Consider the following 24,465-nt stretch of genomic DNA (forward strand, 5'->3'; position numbering starts at 1 on the left):
CTGGAAAGCTACGCCGCCACGGGCCTGCTCAACCGCGAGCCAAAGGGGTCACTTTTGGGCGCCGATCGGGGGGCCCGTTTGGATGCCGATTGACATTCTGAAACTCACACTCGAGGCTCGGCAGCTGCGCCATAAGGCGCGACAGCTGGTCCTCTGGAATAAACCTTGGCACGCGGTGTGCCAACTTCGGCAGATCGTTCGGATCAAGAATGGGTCGGGTCGGAAAATTGGGCCAATCCCATGCCGCGCCATCAGACAGGAACTTGGCAACTGTGCCCGCCCTTGCTCGACGAGCGTTTATGGACAGTGGCGCGCCGGTGCGTGTTGCAATGTCGAACTGAAGGTGGCGAAGGTAATCGTTGAAAAGCTCAGGATTGATATCAGCAAAGTTCAAAATGCTGGGCTGCCGGGTAGACAAGTAAGTCACAAAATGCCTCATCGAAACGGCCATGTGATCTACCGTCGGGCGAGCAAGACTGACCCGCTTTCTCTCAAGCCACCGGTTTGCCCATTCCTGCAGGTCTGGCCTCGGCGAAGCGATCGGCTTGCGCTTGTCTTGGATAATCTGAGGTCGGATGACATCGTTCCCGTTTTGGAAGAGGAGCAGTTGCAGAACGCGGGTTTTAACCCGCCAGCTGCGCTGAAAGCCTGCCGGGAAGCTTTCTTTCTCGTTTCGGAAGATATGAGTGTCATGCCGTGCGGCGAAGGCGTCGACACCTGCGATCATTTCGTCGAGGTGATGCTGGCGAAGATCGCCGAAAGAGCGAACACCCGTGTGCATCGCAAGGCGTGGCAAAACCACGCGGAGCGCTGCTTGCACGCCGGTTGCGGAATAGCCAATCTTCGCACTGTCCGCGACCAATGCGTCGAGCCCCTCATAGGCGTTCAATGGCTCCATCGTCTCCGCCACACGCATGTTCCCGACTGCGAACAGGAAATCGTAGTCCAAGCGGATTCGGTCGGTCATGGCTGCGTAATAGAGATAGCTGCGTGCCCTAAAGCTGACCGGATAAGTCGGGTGGGCCTGCTTGTCACCATTTAGGCAGCCAATTCTGATGGGCAGGGGAGCAGCGAACCAATCCCTGATATCCGGCCACCGCTCAATAAACGTGGATCGGTATATCAGCCGCTTGCGGCGAAAACTTTCAGCCATCGGGATGCGCGCCAGAAATGCCGCATAGTCAGCTTCGTCTGCGTGCTCAAATATGACAGGGCGGTCGGCGTCCGATTTTGGCGATGCATGGGTCACAGACCCTCTCCGTCCGTTGTTTGTGAAGGACGATCCAGCCCCAAGGCGTGTCGATACTCGGCGACCACCACGGCGTCGGAAACCCTTGTGTAAATTCTGGTCGATTCCGGCGAGGCATGACCCAATCGCTTCTGTAGTGTCAGTTCTCGCATCCCTGCCTCCCACATGCGCGTCGCATGGGTGTGGCGAAGGGCGTGCGGTGTCATCCACGGCTCACGGATCTCGGCGCGCTCACATGCGCGAGCGAAAAGTCGCGCCAGCGAAGAATAGGACAGCGGTTCTTGACGGTTTACGCCTGTGCCGCCGAGCAGGAACACGAAAGGAGCGTCAGCATCACCCGGCCGTTCGTGCATGACGTATGTGTTCAGCGTTTCCAGTGTCTCGCCATCATGCAAATCGACTACGCGCTCGACGCGAGACTTTGATCGCGCGCCCTTTGGATGATCATCGCGGCAGCGCACAAAGATGCGTCTGCGCCCGTAGCCTATATCGGTGAGATGCAACCCGAGAACTTCTCCGGGGCGCAGGCCTCCGTTCAGCATCAGTAATACTAGGCTGCGATCTCGGAGATTGCGCGTGGCGGCCAATAGGCCTTCGACCTGTTGCTGACTCATCGGTCTTGGAAGCCGCTGCATGGTCTTGAGGCGCAATTCTCTGACCTCAGACCTCTGCCGTGAAATCCCTGTCAGAAACGGCCTGTGCCTGTCGCTCACCCGCCAGGATTTTTGATCTTGTTTCTTCACGATCGGGTTTGCCCCGCTGAACGCTCCGGTGAAAATCGCCCAACGATAGAAGGCGTCGACCGCCACAAGGGCGCGATTGATCGTGGCGGCCGACAGTCCTTTTGCAACGGGCGCCCCCTCACTCACCACAAGTCTGATCGAAGTGCTCCGGCGCTTGCGGTTAGCGGGCACTGATCGAAGGTGCCCCAGGAAGGCGACGGAGAGTTCAGGGGAGAAGGCGGTCCAATGAATTCCTTGGGTTGAGAGAAAGGTCCAGAGATGAATGAGGTCGCGCGCGTAGGCGAGGGCGGTGTTGGGCGAATATGCTTTCGCCAGCAAGTAGGCAGCAAATCGACAGATCGGATCGACTGGATTACCTTTCAAATCTGTCACCAGAATTGTGCCGCCGTTAGCGGAAGTTGTCAGTTTGAACATCAGCGCCTCAAGAGATTCCGGGGTTATGCCGTCCAGCATAGGGCAAAACGCCGCCGCGGGCGTGCTGTCCACATAATCGACTCCTCAAAAGCCCATTCTGCGGACTTTCGCCACCGAGCCATGTTTCATCATGCCGCAGGAATCTGGCTCGCCGAGACCATCTTCGGGCCGACGATCACGCTTTCCACCGGCCGGATCATCCCGACCCGGTGGGTCGGCGAGCAGCATGTGCGCGAGGACCTGGGGTTCATTCCGAGTTTCGCGGACTGGGTCAAGGCGATCCGGCCAGAGCCTTGGATGGGCCGCGCCGAAAAGATCGAGGCGCTGGTCGATCCGCACCTGGCACCGCCGGTTGTGGAGGTTAGCTGACATGAGCCGGGCTTACCGCGATCTCGGCGTCTCGCCCGAAATCACGCCGCTCGCGATGCTGCGCATTGCCATCGGTCGCCTTCATCCCGACACGCTGGCCGTGCGCAGCTGGCGCGCGGCGCGAAAACGCTATTACCGCGAACTCCTGCAGGCCCATGCCGAAGCGCAGGCCCTGGCGCATGTCGCCTGCGAGTGATCCGGGCTGACCATCCAAGTTCCAACCAGCCCGGCCTTCTGGCCGGGCCTTTTCATTCTGGAGGCACTATGGCCGACTATTTCACCCACTTTTCCTGCGTCCTTGACGTGGGTTCCCCAGAAAAAGCCACCACGGCGCTTGGTCTCTTGGCCCACCTGCATCTCGACGAGGAGGGCGCCGACGATCCGGAATATGCGGGCTTCGCCATGACACAGCAGGACGGTCCCGGCAGTTCGATCCTCTGGTTCCATGACGATGACGGGCAAGGCGATATCGAAGGCGTCATCCGCTTCGTGCTGCGGCTGGCGGAAGAGATCGACCTCACCGGCCTCTGGGGTTTCGAAGTCGCGTACACCTGTTCCCGGCCCCGCTTGGACGCCTTCGGCGGTGGAGCGCATGTCATCGACCTTGGCGCGCGGAAATCCATCGGCTGGACCAGCACGCATGAATGGCTCGAGGCCGCGCTGCGCGGGGAGGACTTCGATGCCTGAGGTGATCTGCACCACGGTCTATCAGTTCCCGGAACTGTCCGCCGCCGCCAAGGACAAGGCCCGCAGCTGGTATCGCGAGGCGGCCGTCACCGACGATTGGTGGGATGCGGTCTATGAGGACTTCGAGCGCATCTGCGACATCCTCGGGGTCAGCCTCAAGACCCGGCCCGTCCGGCTGATGGGCGGCGGTATCCGCCAGAGGCCTTGCGTCTGGTTCTCAGGGTTCTCGTCTCAGGGGGACGGCGCATCCTTCGAAGCCACGGTCAGGCATGCCAAGGGCTCCGCGCGCGAAATCCGCGCCTATGCCCCGAAGGATCACGCGTTGCACGGCATTGCGGACCGCCTGCAGAGCGCTCAGCGGCAGAATTTCTATCAGCTCAGCGCCGATGTGACCCATCGCGGGCGCTACTATAACGAATACTGCATGACCATCGATGTGGCGCGCGATAGCCCGACCGGGCAGGCACCGACTGGGGGGAGTGAGGAGACCGTCGTGGAGGCACTGCGCGATCTTGCCCGCTGGCTCTATCGGCAGTTGGAGGCCGAGTATGACCACCTCACTTCGGATGAGGCCATCGAGGAAGGGATCATCGCGAACGAGTATACGTTCACCGAGGCAGGGCGGCGGTTCGGGTGATGGCTGCGGTAAAGCCGCAACCTTAATGTGATCTGGGCCAGAACCTTGCTTTTGGCCCAGAACTGATCCATATATCTTTCCTGATCGGGGAAACATTATGCCAGCAGAACTGACCATCAACGAAGCGGCCCATCTTGCGGGTGTGTCGACCAAACTCATCGAGAAATCGGTGGAGTCAGGAATCTTGCATGCCGAGAAGGTGACCGATGTCCTGACTCGCCGGTTGACCCGCCGCTTGCCGCTTGCAGCGGTGCCATTTCTGTCGGCGATCAACGACGAGTGGCTCCGGGATCTTCCCGTCGCGCGCAAGCGGCGCATCTGGACGATTGTCAGCCGCAGTCGTCTTGCAGCCGAGGCCCGGCTCGCCGAAGTGCGCCTCAACGAAACCATCACCCTCGACCTCGAGGGCATGGCTGGCACGCGTACGCGCCTCGCTTACGACTATCGGGCTGCCCGCGATGCCCACCTCGTTTCCGACGACGAGATCTTGGGCGGAACGCCCGTCATTCGCGGCACCCGCCTGACGGTCTATTCGGTCCTTGGGCGTCTCGAAGGAGGCGATACGGTCGCGGACTTGGTGGAGGATTATCCAGGCATTCCGGAAGCCGCTTTTCTGGCGGCAGCGACCTATGCAAGAACCCACCCGCTGCGCGGGCGCCCGTCCGGGCGGCCCTGGGTGCCGGACGCAACAGTCCGGCACTGAGAGATGCAGTTCTTTGTCGATGAATGCATCTCGCCGCAGGTTGCTGCGCGGCTCAACGGTACCGACCGCAATACGGCCGTTCAGCCTGCTCGCATGATCGCTGCAACCAGGACTTCCTTCGTCACCTTTTGTGCGCGGCCCTGAAGGATCTGGAATCCCTCTGACACCAACAGCTTGCTCGTGACGGCATCAACCAAATCAGGATTCATCTTCTCGGTCACGGCGAGTGCTTCCCGGCAGGCATCAGGAAATTTAGAGCAGGCTTCAACGACGTAGTCGGTGCCCATTGCCAGGGCGACGGCGGCGATGTCGAACATGTCCCGGGGCTGGAGGTGCGAGCCGCGGAATACCACCTTTTTCGCGAGGATTTCAGCGGGCGTCTCAAGTTTAACGCGTCGTCCGCGGATTTCGGAAATGACATACGGTTCTTCGGTGACCGGGTCGCAGCAGATGAAGTCGATCTCGCCGACGCCATTGAACACGATCTTCAGGGCGCGTGTACCATCGGTTTCATAGTCGCTCGGTGCGAGCGCCAGATCGTATCCCTGCGTCTCGGGGTTCAAATACGGGATGTACTGGGCATCGTCGATGAAGAGGTCGATGTCGTGGCTTTCGCGATGCTTGATCTGGAGCATGAGAGCCGTTCCGCCCCCAAAGCTCCAGTTCGACATGTCGATACCTTGGCCGTTGGCTTGGTCAATGATCGCCATAGCCACGTCAAAAAGCTCTGGCCAGCGGCTTGGCTGCGGGACGTTCATTCAGATCGCAAGCGGGAGTTTGTATCCGGCGAGCTCGGAGAATTTCTTTGCGACCACGGTGACCGCGTCCTTGCTGACACCCATCTCGTCGATAAACGACTGCTGCAGTTTGGGTGACACTTCGGACAGGAAGGCGAACACGCTGCAATCGCAGGAATCGACACTCTTGATGTCGGCGATCTTTTCGGCCAGCTGGGCAGCCGTCACCAGCACGCCGTAAGGCGCGCTGACTGTCGACATCACTTTCGCTGCGACCGAGGCCATTGCATCATCTCTGTGTGGTAACTGCCCATGTAATGTAGTCCACGGGCCTCAACAAAGCAATAAAGCCCCGTTTGAACCAAGTTTCACCTGTTCCCGTCGATCCACTTCGACATCAGGCACTTGTCGCGGAAGCACTCGTCTGGCACGGCGCGGCGCTTGATGCGGGCCAAGCGTTCGGCAAAGGCGACCTGCTTGGACGACGGAAGACGGTCCAGCTCGGAGACTGGCTTCAGGTTAGCCTGGGCTTCGATCCAGGCGCTGAGAGTGCGTCGGTCCTTTTGAACCTCCCAAGGCAGAAGCGTCTGGTTGCGCAGCGCCAGAGCGCGCGCATAGGCGATCTGCTTCGGCGTGGAGGGCAGGGCAAAGGTAGTGTTTTCCATCGGGTATCTCCCTTGGCTGGTCCCTCGGAATATAGAACATAACAGGAACAAAATCAACCCGACGGGACCCGAAGAGGCAGAGGTGGGCGGTATCCGGGGGACGTGCGGGCGAGTCGAGAGAGCTGCCGATGCGCGTCCTTCACCCCTGATCTGGAGGATTTCCGATGAATCAAATTGCTACCGAAGCCAAGCCTGCGACGCTTGTCCCCGAAACCCGTCGCATGGAGTTCTTGCCGGGCCTGTTCGGCCGCAAGCTGATGCTGGTTGGCGAACGCACCGTCTATCAGTTCATGTCCTGGCTTGCCCCCGAAGATTACACCGGCGGCATGTGGCGGTTCCACGAACAGGGTCGCCAGCCGCTGTTCCTGTCGCCCGAAACCGACAAGCGGTTCCGCATCTCTTGCGAGACCAATAGCTATCAGGGCGAGGTTTCTGCAGAGGCCGCCGGGATCATAGCGACCCTGTTCGCCCTCTCGCACCTGTCGTTCCGGCACGAAGCCGACCAACTCGCTGACGCCTATGCGCGCCTCTATGCCTTCGCCGGGGATCATGCCGAGGCGGGAGAGATTTTCGCGGCTATCGACTGAGGGTCAAAACTGGGCGGGCCGATCGCAGGGATTCCCCGGCTGGCCTGCCGTCCGTTTGAAAAGAAGCAGGGTCGCCCGCCGCATCCATGGCTCGACCGGGCGAGGTATTGCCCGACCTATGCGGTCAGGCACCGCCCCGCACCACATGCTTCTTTGAGGGATGATGGTTTGCAGCGTTCTGAGCGCTCCAAGTCGCGATTTTTCAAAGAGGTTGATGGCCAGATTTACGCTGGCGGGAGCCGACGATGCTGGGTTTCGCCCTGCAGTGGTTGCCTACGGAGGTCTTGGGCACCTCCCGGCGTGCCGCCGGGACCGGGCCTTGGTCCTGCGGACGGGAGCCAGCCTTGGCCATCTCCCCCCATGCGGGCCACAGTCCCTGGCCCGGGGAAGGGGAGGGGAGGGAGAGCGGAGCCGGAAGGGGTCAGGTTCCGGCGGGTGAGAGAGAGCGCCGCGCGGGACTGCCCCTCCAGCTCTCTCGAGGTTTCCCTGATGAACGATCTTTCCTCTGCGACCCTGGCGCCTGCGCCGACTGCCGTGCCGTCCCCGTCTACGACGGCTTCCCGAATCCTGGCCGTTGCTGAAGCGCTACAACCTGATCTGGCGCAGGGCTTCCAGATCGACGCCCTGCGCTTGCGGCTGGAGATGGAGCGCGCCTTTGGCGGCTCCGATGCGGATGGCGCCTGGGACTGGAAACTCACCTATGAGGCGGTTGAAGTGGCGCTCGTCCTTTTCCTGCGGAAATTCGGCCGCGCGCTGCTCGCCCGGGTCGGCTCGCTTGCGGCGCTGCTGCCGATCCTCGCCAAGGTAGCGGGCCTCTTGCCCACGCACACCCGCCGCTCGGAGGAGATGGAGCGCTTACAGCAATTCTCGACGCCGGTGCCCATGGGGATCGCGGCCCTCTCCGCGGCGCAGATCACTCAGCGTGATCTGGTCCTCGAGCCTTCCGCCGGGACCGGGCTCCTCGCGATCCTCGCCGAGATCGCGGGCGGCAGCCTCGCACTGAACGAGCTGGCCGAGACTCGTGCCGATCTTCTGCGGCTCCTGTTTCCAGGGCGCCCCGTCACCACTTTCGACGCCGCGCAGATCGACGATCATCTGGGTGCCGGCCTGCGCCCGAGTGTCATCCTGATGAACCCGCCGTTTTCGGCTGCGGTCCATGTCGGTGGCCGCAACACCGAGGTGACGGCGCGGCATCTGCGCTCGGCCCTTGCCCGCCTCGTGCCGGGCGGGCGGTTGGTCGCCATCACTGGCGCCAATTTCGCGCCGGATGCACCCGCTTGGGCCGATGCCTTCGCTCGGCTGACCGAGTCCGCGCATCTGGTCTTCACCGGCTCGGTGTCTGGCGGCGCTTTTGCCAAGCACGGCACAAGCTTCGAGACGCGGATTTCGGTCTTTGACAAATGCCGTGGTAGCGAGCAGGGCGGCATCACGGCCGACCTCGCTCCGCCGATATCGCCCGATGTGGCGCATCTCTTGGCCCGGATCATCGCCGAAGTTCCGCCGCGCCTTGAACTGGCAAAAATCGCCACAGCTAGGTTAGAATCCACTTCTCCTTTCCCGGGAAATCCGGCCCGCGCCCCAAAGATCACCGTTGACATATCGCGAGCTTCCGCCTCGGCCTCGTGTTCCGCCGCAAGCACGCAGATCGACGCCGAAGACCTCGCCTATAGCCTCCGCGAGGCGGCCGAAGGCGACAGCGCTGCGCGTCTGTCGGATGCGATCTACGAGACCTTCCGGCTTCAAGCCTTCGACATCCCCGGCGCGGCTTCGCATCCGACCAAGCTCGTGCAATCGGCGGCCATGGCCTCGGTCGCACCCCCGAAACCGACCTACCGGCCGAAACTCCCCGCTGCCGTCCTCCGCGACGGCCTGTTGTCCGACGCGCAACTCGAGACCGTGATCTATGCGGGCGAGGCGCATAGCGCGCACCTTGCCGGGTCTTGGACCGTCGACGAGACCGGCGACGTGATCTCCGCCGCGCCAGAAAACGCCAGCGACGCCATCCGCTTCCGCCGTGGCTTCTTCCTCGGCGATGGCACCGGGGCAGGCAAAGGCCGCCAGTCGGCCGGGATACTGCTCGACAACTGGGCCCAAGGCCGACGCAAGGCGCTCTGGATTTCGAAGAGTGACAAGTTGCTGGAGGACGCACAGCGCGACTGGTCGGCCCTTGGCCAGGAGCGGCTGTTGGTCACGCCGCTGTCGCGCTTTGCGCAAGGCCGCGATATCCCGCTGACCGAGGGCATCCTTTTCACCACCTATGCGACGCTGCGCTCGGAAGAACGGGGCGCCAAGAAATCCCGTGTCGATCAGATCGTCGATTGGCTCGGGGCGGATTTCGACGGGGTGATCCTTTTTGACGAAAGCCATGCCATGGCCAATGCTGCAGGCTCCAAGGGTGAGCGCGGCGACACGGAAGCATCGCAGCAGGGCAGGGCGGGCCTGCGCCTGCAGCACAAGCTGCCCAATGCCCGCGTGGTTTATGTCTCGGCTACGGGGGCGACGACCGTCCACAACCTCGCCTATGCGCAACGCCTCGGACTTTGGGGTGGCGAAGATTTCCCATTCGCCACCCGCGCCGAGTTCGTGCAGGCCATTGCAGCTGGCGGCGTCGCCGCGATGGAGGTCCTCGCCCGTGACCTGCGGTCCCTCGGGCTCTACACCGCCCGCTCGCTTTCCTATGACGGTGTCGAATACGAGATGCTGGAGCATGCGCTGACACCCGAACAGCGCAGCATCTATGATGCCTTTGCCGGGGCCTTCGCCATCATTCACAACAACCTCGCCGCTGCGATGGAAGCGGCCAACATCACGGGTGAGAACGGCACGCTGAACCGTCAGGCCAAGTCCGCCGCGCGTTCCGCCTTCGAGAGCGCCAAGCAGCGCTTCTTCGGCCATCTGCTCACCTCGATGAAAACCCCCACGCTGATCGCGGCCATCGAGGCCGATCTGGCGGCAGGCCATGCGGCCGTCATCCAGATCGTCTCGACCGGCGAGGCGCTGATGGAGCGACGCCTGTCGGAGATCCCAACTGACGAATGGAACGATATCCGCGTCGACATCACCCCGCGGGAATATGTCCTGGACTACCTCGCCCATTCCTTCCCGGTACAACTCTTCGAGCCCTTCACCGACAGCGAGGGCAATCTGTCCTCCCGACCCGTTGTGCGGGATGGCCAGCCAGTTGAGTGCCGCGAGGCCGTCCGCCGACGTGACGCGCTGATCGAAAAGCTGGCCTCGCTGCCGCCGGTGCCGGGGGCGCTCGACCAGATCGTCCAGCGCTTCGGCACCGATCTCGTGGCCGAGGTCACCGGCCGGTCGCGTCGCATCGTGAGGAGGGGCGAGGGTCAAGCGGCGCGGCTTGTTGTGGAAAGCCGGGCGGGCTCTGCCAATCTCGCGGAAACCGCCGCCTTCATGGATGACCAGAAGCGCATCCTGATCTTCTCGGATGCGGGCGGCACGGGGCGCAGCTATCACGCCGATCTTGGGGCGAAGAACCAGCGCCTGCGGGTTCACTACCTTCTTGAACCCGGCTGGAAGGCCGATGCGGCGATCCAGGGCCTTGGCCGTACCAACCGTACCAATCAAGCGCAGCCACCCCTGTTCCGGCCGGTGGCCACCGATGTGAAGGCGGAGAAGCGGTTCCTCTCGACCATCGCGCGCCGTCTCGACACTCTCGGGGCGATCACGCGGGGTCAGCGCCAGACCGGCGGGCAAGGGCTGTTCCGGCCTGAGGACAATCTCGAGTCGCCTTACGCCCGTGACGCGCTGCGCCAGCTCTACCGCCGCATCTACCGCGGCGATGTCACGGGCTGCTCGCTCGGGGCCTTTGAGGACGCGACCGGTCTCAGTCTGACCGACGACAATGGTCTGAAGGACGATCTGCCGCCGATCACGACCTTCCTCAATCGCCTGCTGGCGCTGACGATCGATATGCAGGCCGTGCTGTTCTCGGCTTTCGAGGAATTGCTCGACCAGCGGATCGAGGGGGCCATCGCGGCCGGTGTCTATGACCTCGGCCTCGAGACGCTGCGCGCCGAAAGCTTCCGCGTCACGAACGCTCGCGTCATCTACACCCATCCCGGCTCCGGCGCGGAAACGCAACTTCTGACCATCGCGGAAAAGCGCCGCAACGCGCCGACCTTGCTGGCCGACGCGCTCGACTGGCTGGATGACCCGAAGGCGCGGCTTCTGGTCAACAGCCGCTCGGGCCGGGCGGCGGTACAGGTGCCTGCCACCAGCCTGATGCTGGACGACGGCACCATCGAGCCCCGACTGCGGCTGATCCGACCGACCGAGGCCAGCACGGTTCCAGCGAAGATCATGGACGACACCCACTGGCTTGAGGCAGATCGGGCGACCTTCGCCGCCGCCTGGACAGCGGAACTGGCCGAGGTGCCGGAGTTTTCAGAATCCACGCTGCACATCGTGGCCGGCCTCCTCCTGCCGATCTGGAAGCAGCTCCCCCAGGATGAAACCCGCGTCTACCGGCTGCAGACCGATGACGGTCAGCGCATCATCGGCCGCCGTGTTTCGCCCGCCTGGGTCGCGACCACGCTGGCAGCTGACGCGCCGAAGCTCACGGCTGCAGAGGTCCATTCCCTTGTTCTGGAGGGTAAGACCGTCGTGCGTCTGGTCGAGGAGATGGAGTTGCACCGGTCCCGCGTTATGGGCGTGAACCGGATCGAGCTTTCGGGGTTCACCGAGGCGCAGAAGGACCGGCTCAAGGCGGATGGGCTCTTTTCGGAAATCATCGCCTGGAAGCTGCGGCTCTTCTGCCCGACCGATCCTGCCGGGATCGCGGTCCTAGAGCGACTGCTTGCGCGTTTTGCGGTCTCTGGTCTACATGCACGCAATGGTTGAATTGTGTGATCATGTCATTGGAAACAGAAGACCTCTTGCGTGAGCTTTCCGCAAATGCCGAAAGCGTTTGTCGTCATTACCTTCCCGCTGGACGGCGGGAAGGCTCCTACTGGATCGTCGGAGATCTGCAGAACAATCCCGGTCGGTCGCTCTTCGTGCGGCTGACCGGCCCCACATCGGGGCCCGGTGCCGCCGGCAAGTTCACCGACGGCGCCACCGGTGAACATGGCGATCTTCTCGACATCATCCGCGAGCGGACGGGGATCACGCGCTTTCCCGATCTTCTGGCCGAGGCGCGCGCGCATCTTGGCCGTCCGGCGCAGGTTACCCCGGATGGCCCTTCCCCGAGAAAATCGAAGTCCCCCGGGGGCACCCCAGAGGTGGCAGCGCGCTTGTATGTGGCCTCGGTCCCTGTTCCAGGCACGCTTGCGGAAACCTATCTCCGCTCCCGGGGCATTATCCTTGGCGGCAAGACGAGCGCCCTTCGCTTCCACCCGAAGTGCTGGCATCGGGATGAGGGTCAGACCAAGAGCATTCCCCGACCAGCGCTGATCGCTGCGGTCACCGATGGGGCAGGGGCCTTGCAGGGGGTACATCGCACCTGGCTCGCGCCTGACGGCCAAGGCAAGGCGGCAGTCGAGACGCAGCGGCGGGCCATGGGTCACCTTCTTGGCAATGCCGTCAGGTTGACCCCATGTGATGACATCCTCGTTGTCGGCGAAGGCATCGAGACCATGCTTTCCGTTCGTGAGGCCGCCCCCGGCCTTCCCGTCTGGGCCGCTCTCTCATCGGGTCACCTTGGAGCCGTTCTGTTGCCGGAGGGGTTGCGGCGCCTCTACATTGCCATCGACCGCGATCCTGCCGGGCAGCGCGCAGCGGAGAGGTTGACCGCCAGAGCAGCAGAGGTCGGGATTTCGGTGCGGGTGCTCGAACCGCGGCTCGGGGACTTTAACGACGATCTTCTTGCGGATGGACCGGCGGTGCTGCGTCAGCATCTGTCAAAGCAGATCGGTCCCGAGGATCAGCAGCGCCTGGAAATCTGAGCTTCTCCGCGCAAGGGGCGTTTCAAGACGGCGGGGCAGGCGGACTGGAGCCATCGCAGGTCTGAACCGTCACCTTCTGCCTCTTCTCGGGGCAGCTTATCCACCCGTCCCCCGAGCGGCCTTCAAGAGATGGGCAAGCGGCCGTCAAAGGGGACGACCCTTCAAGGACGGGGGGCAACTGATTTCCGCCAGCGGGGCACGCCCCGCCTTTGCATCGCGACACAAATCAGCCACCCCCCGTCCTCCTCCACATGCGTTCCGGCCCCCGCTTTTGAGTTGTTTGGGGGCGGGGGTGAAGGGTCCTCCCCCGTGACGGCGCATCTACGCCCATGAAGGCCGCGCGGGATGACGCGCGGACCAGACAGGCCCGGAGGCAAGAAGAAGATGACGTTCCAAACCCGCGACGACGCTTACGAACCCGCCCACACCGCATCCCAGACCGCCAATGCGCTGGAGGAGCTGCAGCTCTACGGCTACCGCCCCTTCGAGGACGAGCCCGATCCCCGCCCGATGCCAGATGCAGACCGCCTTCGGGGTGCCGTCGCGGATATCTTCGACGCCCTCGTCGCGAGCCTCGCCGACACTCGCATGGAACCCGACCTCGAAGAAGTGCTCTGGGGCCAGGTCAACCTCTTCCACCGCGCCACCGCCCGGATCGAACGGACGCTCGACGACAACGAACAGGGCCAGCGCCGCCTCCAGCGCGAGCAGGACGGCTCCGAAGTGAAATCCACCGAGCTCGAGCGTCTGACGGCCGAGGGCCTGACCCTCACCGAACGGCGGAACTGCATGGACATGATGCGCGATCACGCCGCCACCGAGTTCTGGCATCACACGGGCTCCACCTGGAGGCCCCGCACTGGGTCAAAGGTGAACCACCAGCACCTGACCGCAGCTCTGATCGACAGCCGCGACTTCCTCGCCGCCAAGCGCCGGGCCGAGACCGAAGTGATGCTGCCCGCAGGACCCAAGGTCGCCCTCACCGGGGGGACCGACTTCAACGATCACCGCCTGATCTGGGGCAAGCTGGATCAGGTCCGCACCAAGTATCCCGACATGGTCCTTCTGCATGGGGGAAGCCCCAAGGGCACCGAACTCATCGCCGCCAAATGGGCCGAGGCCCGCGGTGTGACCCAGGTTGCCTTCAAGCCTGACTGGACCAAGCACGCCAAGGCCGCCCCCTTCAAGCGCAACGACGCCATGCTTGATGTGCTCCCCGTGGGTGTCCTCGTCTTCCCGGGCAATGGCATCCAGGAAAACCTTGCCGACAAGGCCAAGAAGCTCGGCATCCCGGTGGTGAAGTTCGAGAGGGGGGCGTGAGCCCCCCAACTTTCGAGGGCCGGAGATCGGCCCTCGTAAAACAATCCGTTCAGATTGACGCTGGCAGTTCTCTGGCTGCGGCCGATTGCATGTCGAGCAAGCTGGCGTTCCGGCGCGCGAGGGTTTCGTGCCACTCCTGCGCTTCCCGATCTTTGAAGAAAACAGCCGTCGGCGCCAATCGCGCAACCGCTGCCTCGACGTCCTCCAGCGCGACCCGAAAAAATTCCTTCCGGAAATTCGACATGTTGATCCGTTTTTCGGCGAATTCCTTCTGGAGGGCCGCCTCCAGCGCGGGAGCGGCATCGCTGTAGATCATGGCATGGGTGTCGAAACTGAACGGCACGCTGGCGTCCCCAAGTTCGCGCACCCGGTCATCCGGATCCAGCCTGCGGGTCAGCCCGATCTTCACCACATCGTCCCCGAAGGAGCCGACGTTCGAGATGATATAGACGTAGCCGGACTTCGTCATTTCGGCCATGGCTCGGGCACGTTCGCTGGCCAGATGGGCCGCAGCCAGAGTGGCTTCCAGTTCTGCGATCCGTTGGGCGTTGCCGTCACCATTCGCCTCTTTGCGAGCTTTCTCCAGAAGGGCCTGGTACTTGGCCTCCTCCCGCTCAGCCGCCTCGGCTTCAGCCAGGAGCTTCTTCTCTTCCTTCTCGGCACGCGCCATTTCGGCCCGCTCGTCCTTTTCGCGTTTCAACTGTTCGCGGTATTCGTGGGTGAGCCGGAGTTCTTCGATCTTGAGGGCGACGAACCTGTCGTTCAGCGTCAGGTTCATCGAGGTGTTTTCCTTGTCGATCGAGGCCGCTGCCGACAAGATGCGCTTCTCCATCGCAACAACGTTGTTCCAGCGGACATTGGCGATCGCAGCTTCGCATTCGTTATTGAAGGCCCGCATCGTTAATCGCATCTGACGGTTGATCATGGTGGCCCCTTTGGCCTTGCTGCCCTCCACCGTCCATTCGGTCGGGCAGAGCGCCGCCTGCTTTGCCGAAATCATCGCCTTCTGGCGGTCCCGAACCTCGACGATCTTGGCCTTGAACTCCTCGCTGTCAGTAAAATCGAAATGGGGCTCATAGATGCCTAATTCAGCAAAGGCGAGCCGTTCATCATAGATGGCGACTTGGCTTTCCAGCCGGTCGAAATGCGCCCGCTTTTCGGCATAGGATTTGCGGAGCGCGTCGATGTCCGAAGTGAGTGCGGAAGCAATGCTCTGGAGACGTGCTACCTCGGCTTCTTCGGAAATGATTGCGGAATACTTTGCCTTCGTTGCCTCGTGCTCGGCTGCCAGCTTGGCGACCTCTTCTCTGTGGATCGCGGCAGCCGTCTCTGCCTCGGACGTCCTCGAGCGCAGCTTGCGTTTTCCAATCAGCCAGAGCACCAGAAATACGGGGGCCAGGACGAACCAAACCAAAGCCACAAATACGATCGGATCCATAGGTTCCCCTGAAAATACATTGTCACCGTAGAATGCTTGGGCGCCGTCTGCACCTCAAGATTGAATCTCGGTCCTCTGGTTGCAGCGCTGCCATTCCGCCCCGGTCCGATGTTGGTCTCGGGCTGAAGCCGATGTCCTCGTTGTTGTCGCGCCTATGGCATCCGCGAACTCGGTGCCGATCTGGCCGGTCGCGAGCCCGTCCTTCTCCGCGATGATCCCTGATCGTGGCGGTCACCTCTGTCGTATGGCGGGGTTCTTCGGATGGTGTGGGATCTGGATCTGAACCCTCTGCCCATATCGCAGGCCCCTCTGCGACCGGGCCGTGAAGTTGAGCCCATTGCTGCGGTGCCATTCGGTGTTCCAAATGCTCTGCGATCTCGGCGCGGGGTAGGGCGGCAGCCTAACGTGGGGGCAGGGGGAATATGTGGGCGCGGTGACCTAATTCTCGCTTCTCGGGACGGTTCCCCCTTGGTCCTGACATTGCCGGATGAGGTCGGCTAAACTTGTCAGCTTGGGTTCCTCTCCCCCTGTGGTCTGGTTGAGGCACCTCCTCTTCGACTGACAATCCCCTAAGCCTGTTCGGTTTCCTGCCCGCAACCCCGCTCTTGTCCGGGCCGTGTTGGCCGCAAAGCGTCCTGCCCGCTCCACCCCGTCCCCTCGGGGGTTTCCGGCTGGTCCTTGGCCCAGCCGTGCAGACGTCTCCCGACAGGCTTCTGCCGGGTCTTGTCGAAGGGATGGTCCCTCGCACCAGACACAGGAGAAACACCATGCAGAACATCGTCATCCTCGCCGGCAACATCGGTCAGGCCCCGGAAGCCCTCACCACCCAGGGCGGCACGAAGATCACCCACTTCACCCTCGCCACCTCGCGCCCCCGCCTGTCGGAAGGCCGCCCGATCCGCGACGAGCACGGCTACCGCGTGATGGACACCGAATGGCACCGCATCACCTGCTTCAACGGCCTCGGCAAGTCGGTCGCCGAGAACTGCGAGAAGGGCATGAAGGTCCTCGTCCAGGGCCGCATCCACTACTCGAAGTGGACCGATGCGGCGGGTGTCGACCGCTACGGCTGCGAGATCATCGCCGAGAAGATCGACTTCCTCAGCCGCCCGAAGACGGCCGAGGGCGAAGGCCCCGAGCTGATCGACAACAACGACGAGGTCGGCTTCTGAAGCCGACCAGCACCTCCCCGGCGGGGAAACCCGCCGGGTCGGGGGAAGCCTCGAGACAGGCCAAGGACGGGAAAACGGCCCAAACCGGCCGGTCAGGCCCAACGCTTGGCTTCGCCGCGCCCCGACCGAAGCCGACGTCGATGCGCATCGCAACAAAAGTAGCGGGACCCATGCACGGTGATGATCGAGACACAGCGCAGCCCCGGTCGCACCCGCAGCAAAGCAAACATGTGTCACGCATAATAGAGTGCGAACATCGCCCTACTCACGCGGGCTCGAGGCGCCTTTGCAAAGCGAAACGGCAGGGATTTCCCCCTGCCGCTCCACCTCCCGGTGCGTTGTTCGACGAACACAGATCGGCCCGACGTGGAGCCCTATCGCGCTCAGCCGGCGCACCGGGAAAGCCGTCCACCGCCAAGGCGGTGAAAGCCGCTACTCCTGAATCCCCTGCGGCAGCGCGCGCCGCCGGTCCGGGGTTCTCTCGGTCACGAGGCTCTGGAAGAACTCATCCCAGCCGAGGCCCGGATCTTCCTCCCGATGGGGCACCTTGTGCGCCCCGTGTGTCTTGCCCGAAGGCATATTGTCGGCAGGCATGTTTGGCCCTCCGTAACATCCCGGAGAGAACCCCCGAGAATATCGTCTGACGGCGTGGTGCGCGGCTCAGTCGCGCGCTTTCGCCTTGACCGGGGACGCGGCGGATGCCGCTCCAGTCCCTTCGCGCGCGATGCGGGCCGCGCGCAGCCGCGCCGTCAGCTCGGCGCGTGTATCTGCCTCGGTCTCGCGGATCAGCTTGACGGCGGCATCGGTGCGCTCCTGCGCCGTGGACGGCGGCTGAGCAATATCGCGGAAAAAACCGCGGGTCTTGTCCTTGCGGGGCATGACGCCTCCTTGATCGTGTGATCCGGCCAAGGCGGCCGGACCCCGGATCGATCCGATCAGGCGACTTTCAGATCGCGAGCGGATTCACGGCCGTCGCGGCCGGATTCGACCTCAAAGGTGACCGCTTGACCGTCATTCAGCTGCGCGATCCCCGCGCGCTCAAGGGCCGAGATATGGACAAAGATGTCCTTCCCGCCGCTTTTCGGTTCGATGAATCCGAAGCCTTTGGTGGCGTTAAACCATTTCACGGTGCCATTGGCCATCGTGAGATCTCCTTAAATGAATACCGCCCGCAAGATGCGGCGGCTTGGCCCAGTCAATTCAAAAAGGCAGACTGAAGCCGAGAAAGGAGACAGGTGCAGTTGGGAACAACGTAGCTTGGCCTTCCTATACGGTTTGCCGGCCTTTTGCAAAGGAAAAGGCCCGCCTTCGGATCTTCGTACCGCTGGCGGGCCCTTGCCCCGATCGTTTGTGCGGCTCAGTCGATCTGATCGGTCCAGACCTCGAAGCCGGTCAGCACATTGGCCCCGAAGGAATGGATCAGCGGCACATCGGCGGCATCGCGGCCCCGGGCGACCAGCACACGGCCGATCCGCGGCATGTTGTTGCGCGGGTCGTAGACCCACCAACGATCCCCCAGCCAGACCTCCATCCAAGCCGCGAAATCGCCCGGCGCATAGGGCGGCTCCATGCCGATATCGCCCAGATAACCGGTGCAATAGCGCGCGGGGATGTTCATGCAACGGCAAAAGGCGATCGCGAGATGCGCATAGTCGCGGCACACGCCCTGCGCCTCGGCATAGGCCTGCGCGGCGCTGCGGGTCGCGCGGGCGGCGAGATAGTCGAAGCGGATATGGCGATGCACGAAATCGCAGATCGCCTGCACCCGGGCCGATCCGGGCGGGGTATGCTCAAAGAGCCGCCAGGCGATATCGGACAGAACATCCGTCTCGCAATAGCGGCTGCCCAGCAGAAAGACGAGCGCCTCGTCGGGCAGGGCCTCGACCGCCACCTGACCGCCCTCGGGCGGGCGCGCATCGGGCAGGCCGCTGTCGGCGATGATCGCCTCGGCACCGATACTGAACGCCCCAGCGGGCGCAACAAGGCGCGTGCACCAGTTACCGAATCCGTCGCGATAGGCGCTCAGCGGCACCGGCGGCACGCTGCGCAGATGATCGGGGAACTCCAGATCGCCCGCGCGCGAGAAATGCACGTTGAGCAAAGCGATCATGGGGGTTGGCTGCTGCAGGCTCAGATTGAACCGGCACCCGAGCTTGATCCGAATGTCAGAGGCGCTCATCATGGACCTCTCTGGGTTTGAACGGGACACCGGGTCTGGGCGGGTCGGCCCTCATTCCGATTTGCGATCGAAACGCGACCATGCCTTGCGCCGTTCGGCGCCCTCGGGCGCGTAAGAGGTGTCGAAGATCGACTTGCGCTCGGGCGGCGTCGGGGAATCGGGAATGTGCGAGGTGAGGGTCCGGGGGGCCTCGGCGGCTTTGGGCGCCTTGGTGTCAGGTCTCTTCATGGGTCAGCATCCTTTCAGGCAACACGGTCTTTGGGGTCTGATGCCGCGTCGCAAGGAACACAGGGCGCCGTCGCGATCAGGCCTTCGGACTGCAGGTCTGGAAGATCGGAGGGCACGGATCACTGCCCGGTTCCCCGATCGGCGCCACGGCGCCCGCAGAGGTCGTCGTCCGACCCCGGGATGAACACTGCAGATCCTCATGATATGGGCCGATCTCGGCCCAATTGCGAGCCCTGTTTCCGGCGAACCGTCGCGAAACCGTCGCCGGGCGACAGAAAACCGCCTTCGGATGGTTCGGACGGCCCAAGCTGTCGGAATATTATCTTTCCGCAGCAACGGGTTGACGGATATGCGGCGCGGGAGTGCTTTATTTTCTCGCAATCCAGTCTGCGAGCCCCTATCTAGGTCAGGCATTTCTTCTTCTCGGACCCTGTTCCTTCTGGCTCAGCGACGACCATGAGCCGTGCTCTGCCCCTGCATCCTGCGGGCGGCACTTCAGAAAGGGACACACGATGACCGATACCGGCCACGTAAAACAGCTCGACCAGACCAGAGACCTTGGGCGCGCCGCGCCGGCGGCCTGGGGACACGATGGGCGCGCCCATACCGGGGAATGCCGTCAGGCCGAACCTGCCCGCGGGCACGGCTCGGATGGCGCCGCGCGACCTCGCGAATGACCAAACTGGCAGGCTTTCCGGTGCGCGACCCGCGCGGCCAGAGCCGAGGCCCAGACATCAACCTGGCGCGAACGGCCCTTTGGCCGGGGCGCCCTCGGCGAGCGGAACCGGCCCGGCCGGGTACCCTCGCGTTTTCCAAGAAAGACCAATACTTTGATCGAAATCTACTGGGGTGTACCCATGTCTCTTGTCATCTCGCCCGAGGGCGACGTGAAGAAATTCAGCACGATCGAACAGGCGCAATACTGGCTGCGCAAGAAATGGCCCGTTGCCGACGCGGCGCGCCTACATGCGCTTGGCCGGCTTGAGGCCGCGATGGACTGTCTGGGCTCGGTCGGCGAGGCGCGCCACGCCTTCCTCGGCGCGGCCCGCAGCGCGGGCTTCGTGCCGCAACACTCCCCCGACCTGCCCCGCGCCGCCTGAGCGCGCCCCGACCACAGGCTTGCACCACCGCGCACGAGGCCAAGGATGCTGAGCGTCCGATCCAGACTTTTCGACGTGTTTTTCGGGCTTTGGACCTTGCTGCAAAGCCTCTTCATCCCGGCCTTGGCCGTGCTGCACCGCCCGGGCCTGACCCGCGCCGCGATCCGCTTCTGGACCCGCGGCGTGCTGGGCCTGTCGCACCGCATCCTCGGGCTGCGCCTGCGCGAAGAGGGCGTCGAGAACAAGCATCTCGATGCCCCCTGCATCTATGTCTGCAACCACCAGTCCACCTGGGAAACCCTCGCGTTCAACCAGCTGGTGCCCGATGTCTGCATAATCGCCAAGCAGGAGCTGCGCAAGATCCCGGTCTTCGGCTGGTTCCTGCGCCATGCGCCGATGATCCTAGTCGACCGCAGCGGCGGCGGCCGGGCAATGGCGGCGATGATTTCCGAGGCGCGGCAGGAGGTGGCGCGCGGCCGCTCGATCCTGATCTTCCCCGAAGGCACCCGCATCGGCGTGCATGAGCAACGCAAGTTCCAGCCCGGGCTGATTGCGCTCTATCGCAAGCTCGATCTGCCGGTGGTTCCGGTAGTGCACAATGCCGGCTGCTTCTGGGGCAAAGGCGCAAAGCGGGGCGGCACGATCGTCGCCTCTTATTTCCCACCGATCCCGCCCGGCCTGCCCCCCGCCGAGGTGATGGCGCAGGTCGAGCAGCTTCTGAACACCGAAAAGAGCCGCCTCGTCGCGGCCATGTCCTGAGACAGTTTCGTTGCCTTGTGCCCAAGCGGCCCTGAAGACATGCGACCGTCCGCTTTCCAGCCTGGATGGGCGGCCAGATGATCCGAGCTGACCGACAGCTTCCCGCCCTCTGTGTCAATTTGTGTTACATAATCTTCGCTACGCGACATGGACCGGCGGCTAAACCGGACAGGCCCATCCGCCCTGACGGTCACGGTAAATGTTGGTCACCTGCCGAAAGATTTCCGAGTCTTGCCTTCCGTCATCCAGTCCCGACCACCGAAGGCAACAAGTGCAACAAAGAGGCGGTCCTGGGCGAGATCCGCACGGAACACGACGGTAAGTCGGTGACCCCGCCCGCCATGGCGGACGAGCCATCCATCGAGTGGTGGCGCCAATCGAACACCGGACAGCGGATTGGCTGAGATGTCGGCGATAAGCTCGTCGACCTCATCAAGGCGTCGTCCGGCAGCGTCGAAGTCCCCACCGGTGACCTCGACGATGTGATCAACCAACGCGGCGAGGTCTTGGTCAACTAACGGATGTCGAACGAGGTGCATCAGGCGGCGGTGCCACCGCCGGACTCGGCGAGCCGTGCCAGTTGGGCACGCGCACCAGATGTGATGGATTCGCCCGTTCGGACGGGTTCCCATGCATCAAGGGGGAGGGCGAGACGCCTCTGGACTTCGGCTTCGAAGATAAGGCGCTCCCTCTCCCGCGCCGCGCGCGCACGCGCCATTTCGCCAGAGACCGCAGCGCTGATGTTTGGATATTCCCCGCTCTCGACGAGCTCGCGAGCGAAGTTGAAAGCAGCATCTGTGAAGCTGACACTCTGCTTGTGAACGCTCATCATCTTCTCCGCCGGTGGTCCATTGGAGCACCATAAACTTTCCCCAAGTTCCTTTCAACGATCGCATGCGGCTGACTTTGCGCAGGCCATCCACGAGCGGCGGGCGGAAAGCCTGTAACTTAGGGCTACATTTGCCGGGTAGGCAGATACCCACGCCGCTCCTTCTGGCGAAGCGTTCGGACTGCAGCCTTCTCCGCCTCTGCGGCAGACAGGCAAGTTTCGACACTTGTCCGACCGCGCGTCCCGATCCTGCCCCAGGTCCGAAGAACGGAGACCTCGCCGAACAGTGTCGGTGCGACTTCAATGCAATAGAACCGGGCCATGTTGGCCTTGGGATCGGTGCGGTGCAGATGTGCTAATGCCATTGCTATCCTCCTCGGCTCAGAATCTGCTCCGGTGCGTAGGAAGTCCAATGGCATTTCTGAATCGGATAGTACGATCCGATTCAGAAACTTGATGGATGGCAACCTTCGGGTCGCCCTTGGCTATGAGCGCGGCCGCCTACCGGCGGCCTGCCTTGATCAGGAGGCTTCAAACTGCTGAAGGTGGGTCACTGCCACGACGGCGAGCTTTCTCGGGCGGCGTTTGTTGGCAGTGTACCAGACCGTCTTGCGCTCGCCCGTGTGGCTGAACTCATAGGTGACGCCGAGGATCGTCTCACGGTGATCCGGGTCAACCATCCATTCCACAGGCCGACCAACATCAAGTTCGGCTGTCGGCGTGACGTAGTGGAGGGCATTCGATTTCTGATCAGTCATTTCTCTTCTCCCTCGGGTGTCGTGTGCAGCGGCGCTTTGTCCAGGGCCAAGTCGAACGCCTCCTGGAACCGTGCGCGGAAGGCCGGGCCCATGACCCGCGCCAATCCTAAGATTCCAAGCGGGTCGTGCCGGGCGGCCAAGTCGGCTGCAAAAGGCGGTCGCAGGGTCAATGTCACGCTGGTCGGATGCTTGCCCCGCGCGCCGCGAGGCTCACTGACTTCGGGCATGCCATCGCGCTCCCAATCGTCAAAGAGCTGGTCACGCAGGCCCTGGGCCACGCGACGGATCAGGAACTGGACCGAGCACCGCGCCACTGCGGCCCAGGCTTCTGCCAGACAGGCTTGCCGGGCAGTGAGCGACACCGCGACATAGACGACCTGACCTCGGGCCGTTGCGGAAGGGGCAGGCACCGCATGGCGTTGCGCCAAGTGCGGTGGTGTCTGCGGTTCACCCTCCTCTTTCCGGGCTTCTTCTTGGCCGTAGATGGGCAATCCGCCATCATCGTGTTGAGGAATGACATGTGTGGAGGCTGCCCCGGTCAGAGGTTCTTCAGGCTTCACCCCCGACATGACATTGACCGAAGACAGCGGCGCCATGCTTGGCCTGTGGGCCTCTGCCGGTGGCGCGACCATCCCACCAAACCCAAGCTTTGCCGAAAAACCTGCGTCCTGCCGGATGATCCGCATCTGATCCTTACGCGGTGCCATTATGCGACCTCCGCCGGTGCCGCGATCAACTGATCAATCTCGTCGAGAAGTTCACCGGCTTCCTTCACGGCAGTCTGAAGATGCGCCGCCAGCCCGCGGTTTGGCGTTTTGTCCGCGATCGGGCCGAGGAGCCCTTCCTTGTCCATCCGGACATAGGCGCTGCGACTGGACAACCAGGCTTCGCACGCGGGCAACGACCGGAAGAGTTCATCCGCCACCGCGCGCTCGGCTTCAGAGAGCCGGACCTGCACCCGGCTGAACACAACGGAGAAGCCGGCAAGCTCATCCGGATTGTCGACCCGGCCCCGGAGCTTCAGATACCAGCTGGCCGTCTCAAGGGTCTCGCTGAGATCACCGCGTGACAGCATCATCGGGCAGATGATCCGGTGGGCGGCAACGGCAAGCACGTCTTGCGCCTCAGACCCGCCGCCGAAGGTGTCGATCAGGATCAGATGCTCCTGGTCCGGCTGTTCATAGATCTGGTCAATCGCCTCGACGACCCGGTGCGCGTCAAGTGTGTGGATCACCTCGACCAGCGGCGACCAGTTTCCGGCTGCTTGCCCCGCCTGCATCCACTTGAGGCAAGACTTCGAGGCATCCGTGTCGAAGATCGTGACCGTCTCGCCGCGACTTGCTGCGGCAGAGGCGAGGGCGCGGCAGAGCGTGCTTTTGCCCGATCCGCCCTTCCTGTTCATCACCAGCACAACCCGTATTCCGTAACCCATACCATCTTCCTCACTTCGCGTATCGCCGATCCCATTTGTCTGAATGCAGATCGCCAAAATCATTTATCTTAAATCACATCTCTTTAATCTGAAGCCGGACTGCGTATATCAGAAACCATCTCGCGCAAACCCTATTGCGCAAGGCGTATTTCTTTAATCATTTGTCTGATTACTGGATGCGTATATCTTTTATCTGATCGCGCAATGCGTGTATCATAAGGCGTAGCCCTGATCACACGTCGCTGATGCCATAACACGCATCCTAAACATCCTTTCTTCGAACCCGCAACACTGAACGGTTGGGTCCTCACATCAATAAAAACAGGGCGTTACCACCACTTCTTCCCGGGAAATGCCCTCCTGCCAAGGGCTTGGAGGGGCACCTTCTCCGGTTGCGCCTTGTGCATTCAGCGAACAGCGAAGTGCACTCGGTGTCAGGTGAGTTACCCAAGGGGAGCACAACCTGCAAGGGGTCATATCGCGCATAGATTGTGCTTGATCAAGGGGCGAAAGAAGGGGATAGAGAAGGTGGCAGGAAATGCGATGTGTCTACAAA

The 24,465-nt window shown here is 62.8% G+C and carries 28 protein-coding genes and 1 pseudogene; 12 read left to right on the top strand and 17 right to left on the bottom strand.

The annotated features are described in order from the left end of the window. Positions 1 to 28 precede the first annotated feature (28 nt). Together C8N34_RS17705 and C8N34_RS17710 are read right to left on the bottom strand one after the other, a co-directional pair. Positions 29 to 1,249, bottom strand: coding sequence for a hypothetical protein (locus C8N34_RS17705; protein WP_108129878.1), 1,221 nt, complete (start codon positions 1,247 to 1,249; stop codon positions 29 to 31). Continuing rightward, positions 1,246 to 2,478: a tyrosine-type recombinase/integrase gene (locus tag C8N34_RS17710; protein ID WP_233557365.1), complete on the bottom strand. Its 1,233-nt coding sequence runs from the start codon at positions 2,476 to 2,478 to the stop codon at positions 1,246 to 1,248. The genes C8N34_RS17705 and C8N34_RS17710 overlap by 4 nt, the downstream gene beginning before the upstream one ends. Here C8N34_RS17710 and C8N34_RS17715 point away from each other — a divergent pair. From C8N34_RS17715 to C8N34_RS26925, 5 genes and pseudogenes are all read left to right on the top strand, one after another. Beyond that, positions 2,470 to 2,775: pseudogene (locus C8N34_RS17715) on the top strand (DUF6915 family protein); the annotation flags it as partial. The gene C8N34_RS17710 and the pseudogene C8N34_RS17715 overlap by 9 nt on opposite strands. Before the next feature lies 1 nt (position 2,776). After that, on the top strand, positions 2,777 to 2,971 hold the full coding sequence (locus C8N34_RS17720; protein WP_108129880.1) for a hypothetical protein: 195 nt from the start codon (positions 2,777 to 2,779) through the stop codon (positions 2,969 to 2,971). 68 nt (positions 2,972 to 3,039) lie between these two features. Next, the gene (locus C8N34_RS17725; protein ID WP_108129881.1) at positions 3,040 to 3,462 is read left to right on the top strand and encodes a hypothetical protein; all 423 of its coding nucleotides are present in this window, start codon (positions 3,040 to 3,042) and stop codon (positions 3,460 to 3,462) included. Next, positions 3,455 to 4,099 (top strand): antitoxin of toxin-antitoxin stability system, encoded by a 645-nt coding sequence (locus C8N34_RS17730; RefSeq protein ID WP_108129882.1) that lies wholly within the window; start codon positions 3,455 to 3,457, stop codon positions 4,097 to 4,099. Before C8N34_RS17725 ends, C8N34_RS17730 begins: the two co-directional genes overlap by 8 nt. Before the next feature lie 97 nt (positions 4,100 to 4,196). Next, complete coding sequence (locus C8N34_RS26925; RefSeq protein ID WP_233557363.1) at positions 4,197 to 4,802, top strand: DUF433 domain-containing protein; 606 nt, start codon at positions 4,197 to 4,199, stop codon at positions 4,800 to 4,802. An 80-nt stretch (positions 4,803 to 4,882) separates the two neighbouring features. On the opposite strand, the gene C8N34_RS17740 is transcribed toward C8N34_RS26925, so the two are convergent. The 3 genes from C8N34_RS17740 to C8N34_RS17750 form a co-directional block, all read right to left on the bottom strand. Further along, entirely contained in the window at positions 4,883 to 5,512 is a 630-nt protein-coding gene (locus C8N34_RS17740) for a nucleotidyl transferase AbiEii/AbiGii toxin family protein (RefSeq protein ID WP_108129981.1), read from the bottom strand. 48 nt (positions 5,513 to 5,560) lie between these two features. Further along, positions 5,561 to 5,824, bottom strand: coding sequence for a hypothetical protein (locus C8N34_RS17745; RefSeq protein WP_108129883.1), 264 nt, complete (start codon positions 5,822 to 5,824; stop codon positions 5,561 to 5,563). 83 nt (positions 5,825 to 5,907) lie between these two features. After that, positions 5,908 to 6,204 (bottom strand): hypothetical protein, encoded by a 297-nt coding sequence (locus C8N34_RS17750; protein ID WP_108129884.1) that lies wholly within the window; start codon positions 6,202 to 6,204, stop codon positions 5,908 to 5,910. 164 nt (positions 6,205 to 6,368) lie between these two features. Between C8N34_RS17750 and C8N34_RS17755 the strand changes: the two genes are divergently transcribed. The 4 genes from C8N34_RS17755 (at position 6,369) to C8N34_RS17770 (ending at position 14,014) form a co-directional block, all read left to right on the top strand. Next, entirely contained in the window at positions 6,369 to 6,791 is a 423-nt protein-coding gene (locus C8N34_RS17755) for an antirestriction protein (RefSeq protein WP_108129885.1), read from the top strand. A gap of 489 nt (positions 6,792 to 7,280) precedes the next feature. Then, complete coding sequence (locus C8N34_RS17760; protein ID WP_108129886.1) at positions 7,281 to 11,651, top strand: strawberry notch family protein; 4,371 nt, start codon at positions 7,281 to 7,283, stop codon at positions 11,649 to 11,651. A gap of 11 nt (positions 11,652 to 11,662) precedes the next feature. Beyond that, positions 11,663 to 12,694: a DUF7146 domain-containing protein gene (locus C8N34_RS17765; RefSeq protein WP_108129982.1), complete on the top strand. Its 1,032-nt coding sequence runs from the start codon at positions 11,663 to 11,665 to the stop codon at positions 12,692 to 12,694. A 384-nt stretch (positions 12,695 to 13,078) separates the two neighbouring features. Continuing rightward, positions 13,079 to 14,014 carry a DUF2493 domain-containing protein gene (locus tag C8N34_RS17770; RefSeq protein WP_108129887.1) on the top strand — a complete coding sequence of 312 codons (936 nt, stop codon included), beginning with the start codon at positions 13,079 to 13,081 and terminating at the stop codon, positions 14,012 to 14,014. A gap of 49 nt (positions 14,015 to 14,063) precedes the next feature. Here the strand turns inward: C8N34_RS17770 and C8N34_RS17775 are convergent, their stop codons facing one another. Beyond that, complete coding sequence (locus tag C8N34_RS17775; protein WP_108129888.1) at positions 14,064 to 15,452, bottom strand: SNIPE associated domain-containing protein; 1,389 nt, start codon at positions 15,450 to 15,452, stop codon at positions 14,064 to 14,066. A gap of 767 nt (positions 15,453 to 16,219) precedes the next feature. Here C8N34_RS17775 and C8N34_RS17780 point away from each other — a divergent pair. After that, entirely contained in the window at positions 16,220 to 16,624 is a 405-nt protein-coding gene (locus tag C8N34_RS17780; RefSeq protein ID WP_108129889.1) for a single-stranded DNA-binding protein, read from the top strand. Positions 16,625 to 17,056: 432 nt separating this feature from the next. Here the strand turns inward: C8N34_RS17780 and C8N34_RS26415 are convergent, their stop codons facing one another. From C8N34_RS26415 to C8N34_RS26420, 5 genes are all read right to left on the bottom strand, one after another. After that, positions 17,057 to 17,218 carry a hypothetical protein gene (locus C8N34_RS26415; protein ID WP_158589905.1) on the bottom strand — a complete coding sequence of 54 codons (162 nt, stop codon included), beginning with the start codon at positions 17,216 to 17,218 and terminating at the stop codon, positions 17,057 to 17,059. A 66-nt stretch (positions 17,219 to 17,284) separates the two neighbouring features. Further along, the gene (locus C8N34_RS17785; protein ID WP_108129890.1) at positions 17,285 to 17,503 is read right to left on the bottom strand and encodes a hypothetical protein; all 219 of its coding nucleotides are present in this window, start codon (positions 17,501 to 17,503) and stop codon (positions 17,285 to 17,287) included. Between the two features lie 56 nt (positions 17,504 to 17,559). Next, positions 17,560 to 17,766 carry a cold-shock protein gene (locus C8N34_RS17790; protein ID WP_068768037.1) on the bottom strand — a complete coding sequence of 69 codons (207 nt, stop codon included), beginning with the start codon at positions 17,764 to 17,766 and terminating at the stop codon, positions 17,560 to 17,562. A gap of 215 nt (positions 17,767 to 17,981) precedes the next feature. Continuing rightward, entirely contained in the window at positions 17,982 to 18,734 is a 753-nt protein-coding gene (locus C8N34_RS17795; RefSeq protein ID WP_108129983.1) for a transglutaminase-like domain-containing protein, read from the bottom strand. A 120-nt stretch (positions 18,735 to 18,854) separates the two neighbouring features. Next, positions 18,855 to 19,031 carry a hypothetical protein gene (locus C8N34_RS26420; protein ID WP_158589906.1) on the bottom strand — a complete coding sequence of 59 codons (177 nt, stop codon included), beginning with the start codon at positions 19,029 to 19,031 and terminating at the stop codon, positions 18,855 to 18,857. Between the two features lie 857 nt (positions 19,032 to 19,888). Here C8N34_RS26420 and C8N34_RS17800 point away from each other — a divergent pair. Next, positions 19,889 to 20,131 carry a DUF982 domain-containing protein gene (locus C8N34_RS17800; protein WP_108129984.1) on the top strand — a complete coding sequence of 81 codons (243 nt, stop codon included), beginning with the start codon at positions 19,889 to 19,891 and terminating at the stop codon, positions 20,129 to 20,131. A 45-nt stretch (positions 20,132 to 20,176) separates the two neighbouring features. Next, positions 20,177 to 20,890 (top strand): lysophospholipid acyltransferase family protein, encoded by a 714-nt coding sequence (locus tag C8N34_RS17805; protein ID WP_108129891.1) that lies wholly within the window; start codon positions 20,177 to 20,179, stop codon positions 20,888 to 20,890. A gap of 206 nt (positions 20,891 to 21,096) precedes the next feature. On the opposite strand, the gene C8N34_RS17810 is transcribed toward C8N34_RS17805, so the two are convergent. The 6 genes from C8N34_RS17810 to C8N34_RS17835 all read right to left on the bottom strand — a co-directional run bounded on the left by C8N34_RS17810 (position 21,097) and on the right by C8N34_RS17835 (position 23,909). After that, positions 21,097 to 21,384: a type II toxin-antitoxin system RelE/ParE family toxin gene (locus tag C8N34_RS17810; protein ID WP_235858286.1), complete on the bottom strand. Its 288-nt coding sequence runs from the start codon at positions 21,382 to 21,384 to the stop codon at positions 21,097 to 21,099. Between the two features lie 44 nt (positions 21,385 to 21,428). Next, the gene (locus C8N34_RS17815; RefSeq protein ID WP_108129985.1) at positions 21,429 to 21,719 is read right to left on the bottom strand and encodes a hypothetical protein; all 291 of its coding nucleotides are present in this window, start codon (positions 21,717 to 21,719) and stop codon (positions 21,429 to 21,431) included. A 125-nt stretch (positions 21,720 to 21,844) separates the two neighbouring features. Beyond that, positions 21,845 to 22,138 carry a WGR domain-containing protein gene (locus tag C8N34_RS17820; RefSeq protein WP_325048525.1) on the bottom strand — a complete coding sequence of 98 codons (294 nt, stop codon included), beginning with the start codon at positions 22,136 to 22,138 and terminating at the stop codon, positions 21,845 to 21,847. A gap of 102 nt (positions 22,139 to 22,240) precedes the next feature. Then, on the bottom strand, positions 22,241 to 22,477 hold the full coding sequence (locus tag C8N34_RS17825) for a hypothetical protein (RefSeq protein ID WP_108129893.1): 237 nt from the start codon (positions 22,475 to 22,477) through the stop codon (positions 22,241 to 22,243). Continuing rightward, positions 22,474 to 23,184 (bottom strand): hypothetical protein, encoded by a 711-nt coding sequence (locus tag C8N34_RS17830; RefSeq protein ID WP_108129894.1) that lies wholly within the window; start codon positions 23,182 to 23,184, stop codon positions 22,474 to 22,476. The genes C8N34_RS17825 and C8N34_RS17830 overlap by 4 nt, the downstream gene beginning before the upstream one ends. After that, a complete protein-coding gene (locus C8N34_RS17835) occupies positions 23,184 to 23,909 on the bottom strand; it encodes a nucleotide-binding protein (protein WP_158640730.1) in 726 nt (241 codons plus the stop codon). The genes C8N34_RS17830 and C8N34_RS17835 overlap by 1 nt, the downstream gene beginning before the upstream one ends. Positions 23,910 to 24,465 lie beyond the last annotated feature (556 nt).

This window comes from Gemmobacter caeni, from assembly GCF_003054195.1.
Classification (GTDB): Bacteria; Pseudomonadota; Alphaproteobacteria; order Rhodobacterales; family Rhodobacteraceae; genus Gemmobacter; species Gemmobacter caeni.

What these genes read in the sequence shown, in the direction of transcription:
- C8N34_RS17820 (WP_325048525.1), bottom strand. Translation starts at nt 22,138, where the DNA reads ATGCCATTGGACTTCCTACGCACCGGAGCAGATTCTGAGCCGAGGAGG.
- C8N34_RS17835 (WP_158640730.1), bottom strand. Translation starts at nt 23,909, where the DNA reads ATGGGTTACGGAATACGGGTTGTGCTGGTGATGAACAGGAAGGGCGGA.
- C8N34_RS17790 (WP_068768037.1), bottom strand. Translation starts at nt 17,766, where the DNA reads ATGGCCAATGGCACCGTGAAATGGTTTAACGCCACCAAAGGCTTCGGA.
- C8N34_RS17805 (WP_108129891.1), top strand. Translation starts at nt 20,177, where the DNA reads ATGCTGAGCGTCCGATCCAGACTTTTCGACGTGTTTTTCGGGCTTTGG.
- C8N34_RS17730 (WP_108129882.1), top strand. Translation starts at nt 3,455, where the DNA reads ATGCCTGAGGTGATCTGCACCACGGTCTATCAGTTCCCGGAACTGTCC.
- C8N34_RS26420 (WP_158589906.1), bottom strand. Translation starts at nt 19,031, where the DNA reads ATGAAGAGACCTGACACCAAGGCGCCCAAAGCCGCCGAGGCCCCCCGG.
- C8N34_RS17770 (WP_108129887.1), top strand. Translation starts at nt 13,079, where the DNA reads ATGACGTTCCAAACCCGCGACGACGCTTACGAACCCGCCCACACCGCA.
- C8N34_RS17755 (WP_108129885.1), top strand. Translation starts at nt 6,369, where the DNA reads ATGAATCAAATTGCTACCGAAGCCAAGCCTGCGACGCTTGTCCCCGAA.
- C8N34_RS17785 (WP_108129890.1), bottom strand. Translation starts at nt 17,503, where the DNA reads ATGCCCCGCAAGGACAAGACCCGCGGTTTTTTCCGCGATATTGCTCAG.
- C8N34_RS17825 (WP_108129893.1), bottom strand. Translation starts at nt 22,477, where the DNA reads ATGACTGATCAGAAATCGAATGCCCTCCACTACGTCACGCCGACAGCC.
- C8N34_RS17815 (WP_108129985.1), bottom strand. Translation starts at nt 21,719, where the DNA reads ATGAGCGTTCACAAGCAGAGTGTCAGCTTCACAGATGCTGCTTTCAAC.
- C8N34_RS26925 (WP_233557363.1), top strand. Translation starts at nt 4,197, where the DNA reads ATGCCAGCAGAACTGACCATCAACGAAGCGGCCCATCTTGCGGGTGTG.
- C8N34_RS17760 (WP_108129886.1), top strand. Translation starts at nt 7,281, where the DNA reads ATGAACGATCTTTCCTCTGCGACCCTGGCGCCTGCGCCGACTGCCGTG.
- C8N34_RS17765 (WP_108129982.1), top strand. Translation starts at nt 11,663, where the DNA reads ATGTCATTGGAAACAGAAGACCTCTTGCGTGAGCTTTCCGCAAATGCC.
- C8N34_RS17750 (WP_108129884.1), bottom strand. Translation starts at nt 6,204, where the DNA reads ATGGAAAACACTACCTTTGCCCTGCCCTCCACGCCGAAGCAGATCGCC.
- C8N34_RS17780 (WP_108129889.1), top strand. Translation starts at nt 16,220, where the DNA reads ATGCAGAACATCGTCATCCTCGCCGGCAACATCGGTCAGGCCCCGGAA.
- C8N34_RS17800 (WP_108129984.1), top strand. Translation starts at nt 19,889, where the DNA reads ATGTCTCTTGTCATCTCGCCCGAGGGCGACGTGAAGAAATTCAGCACG.
- C8N34_RS17740 (WP_108129981.1), bottom strand. Translation starts at nt 5,512, where the DNA reads ATGGCGATCATTGACCAAGCCAACGGCCAAGGTATCGACATGTCGAAC.
- C8N34_RS17775 (WP_108129888.1), bottom strand. Translation starts at nt 15,452, where the DNA reads ATGGATCCGATCGTATTTGTGGCTTTGGTTTGGTTCGTCCTGGCCCCC.
- C8N34_RS17725 (WP_108129881.1), top strand. Translation starts at nt 3,040, where the DNA reads ATGGCCGACTATTTCACCCACTTTTCCTGCGTCCTTGACGTGGGTTCC.
- C8N34_RS26415 (WP_158589905.1), bottom strand. Translation starts at nt 17,218, where the DNA reads ATGCCTGCCGACAATATGCCTTCGGGCAAGACACACGGGGCGCACAAG.
- C8N34_RS17745 (WP_108129883.1), bottom strand. Translation starts at nt 5,824, where the DNA reads ATGGCCTCGGTCGCAGCGAAAGTGATGTCGACAGTCAGCGCGCCTTAC.
- C8N34_RS17720 (WP_108129880.1), top strand. Translation starts at nt 2,777, where the DNA reads ATGAGCCGGGCTTACCGCGATCTCGGCGTCTCGCCCGAAATCACGCCG.
- C8N34_RS17795 (WP_108129983.1), bottom strand. Translation starts at nt 18,734, where the DNA reads ATGATCGCTTTGCTCAACGTGCATTTCTCGCGCGCGGGCGATCTGGAG.
- C8N34_RS17830 (WP_108129894.1), bottom strand. Translation starts at nt 23,184, where the DNA reads ATGGCACCGCGTAAGGATCAGATGCGGATCATCCGGCAGGACGCAGGT.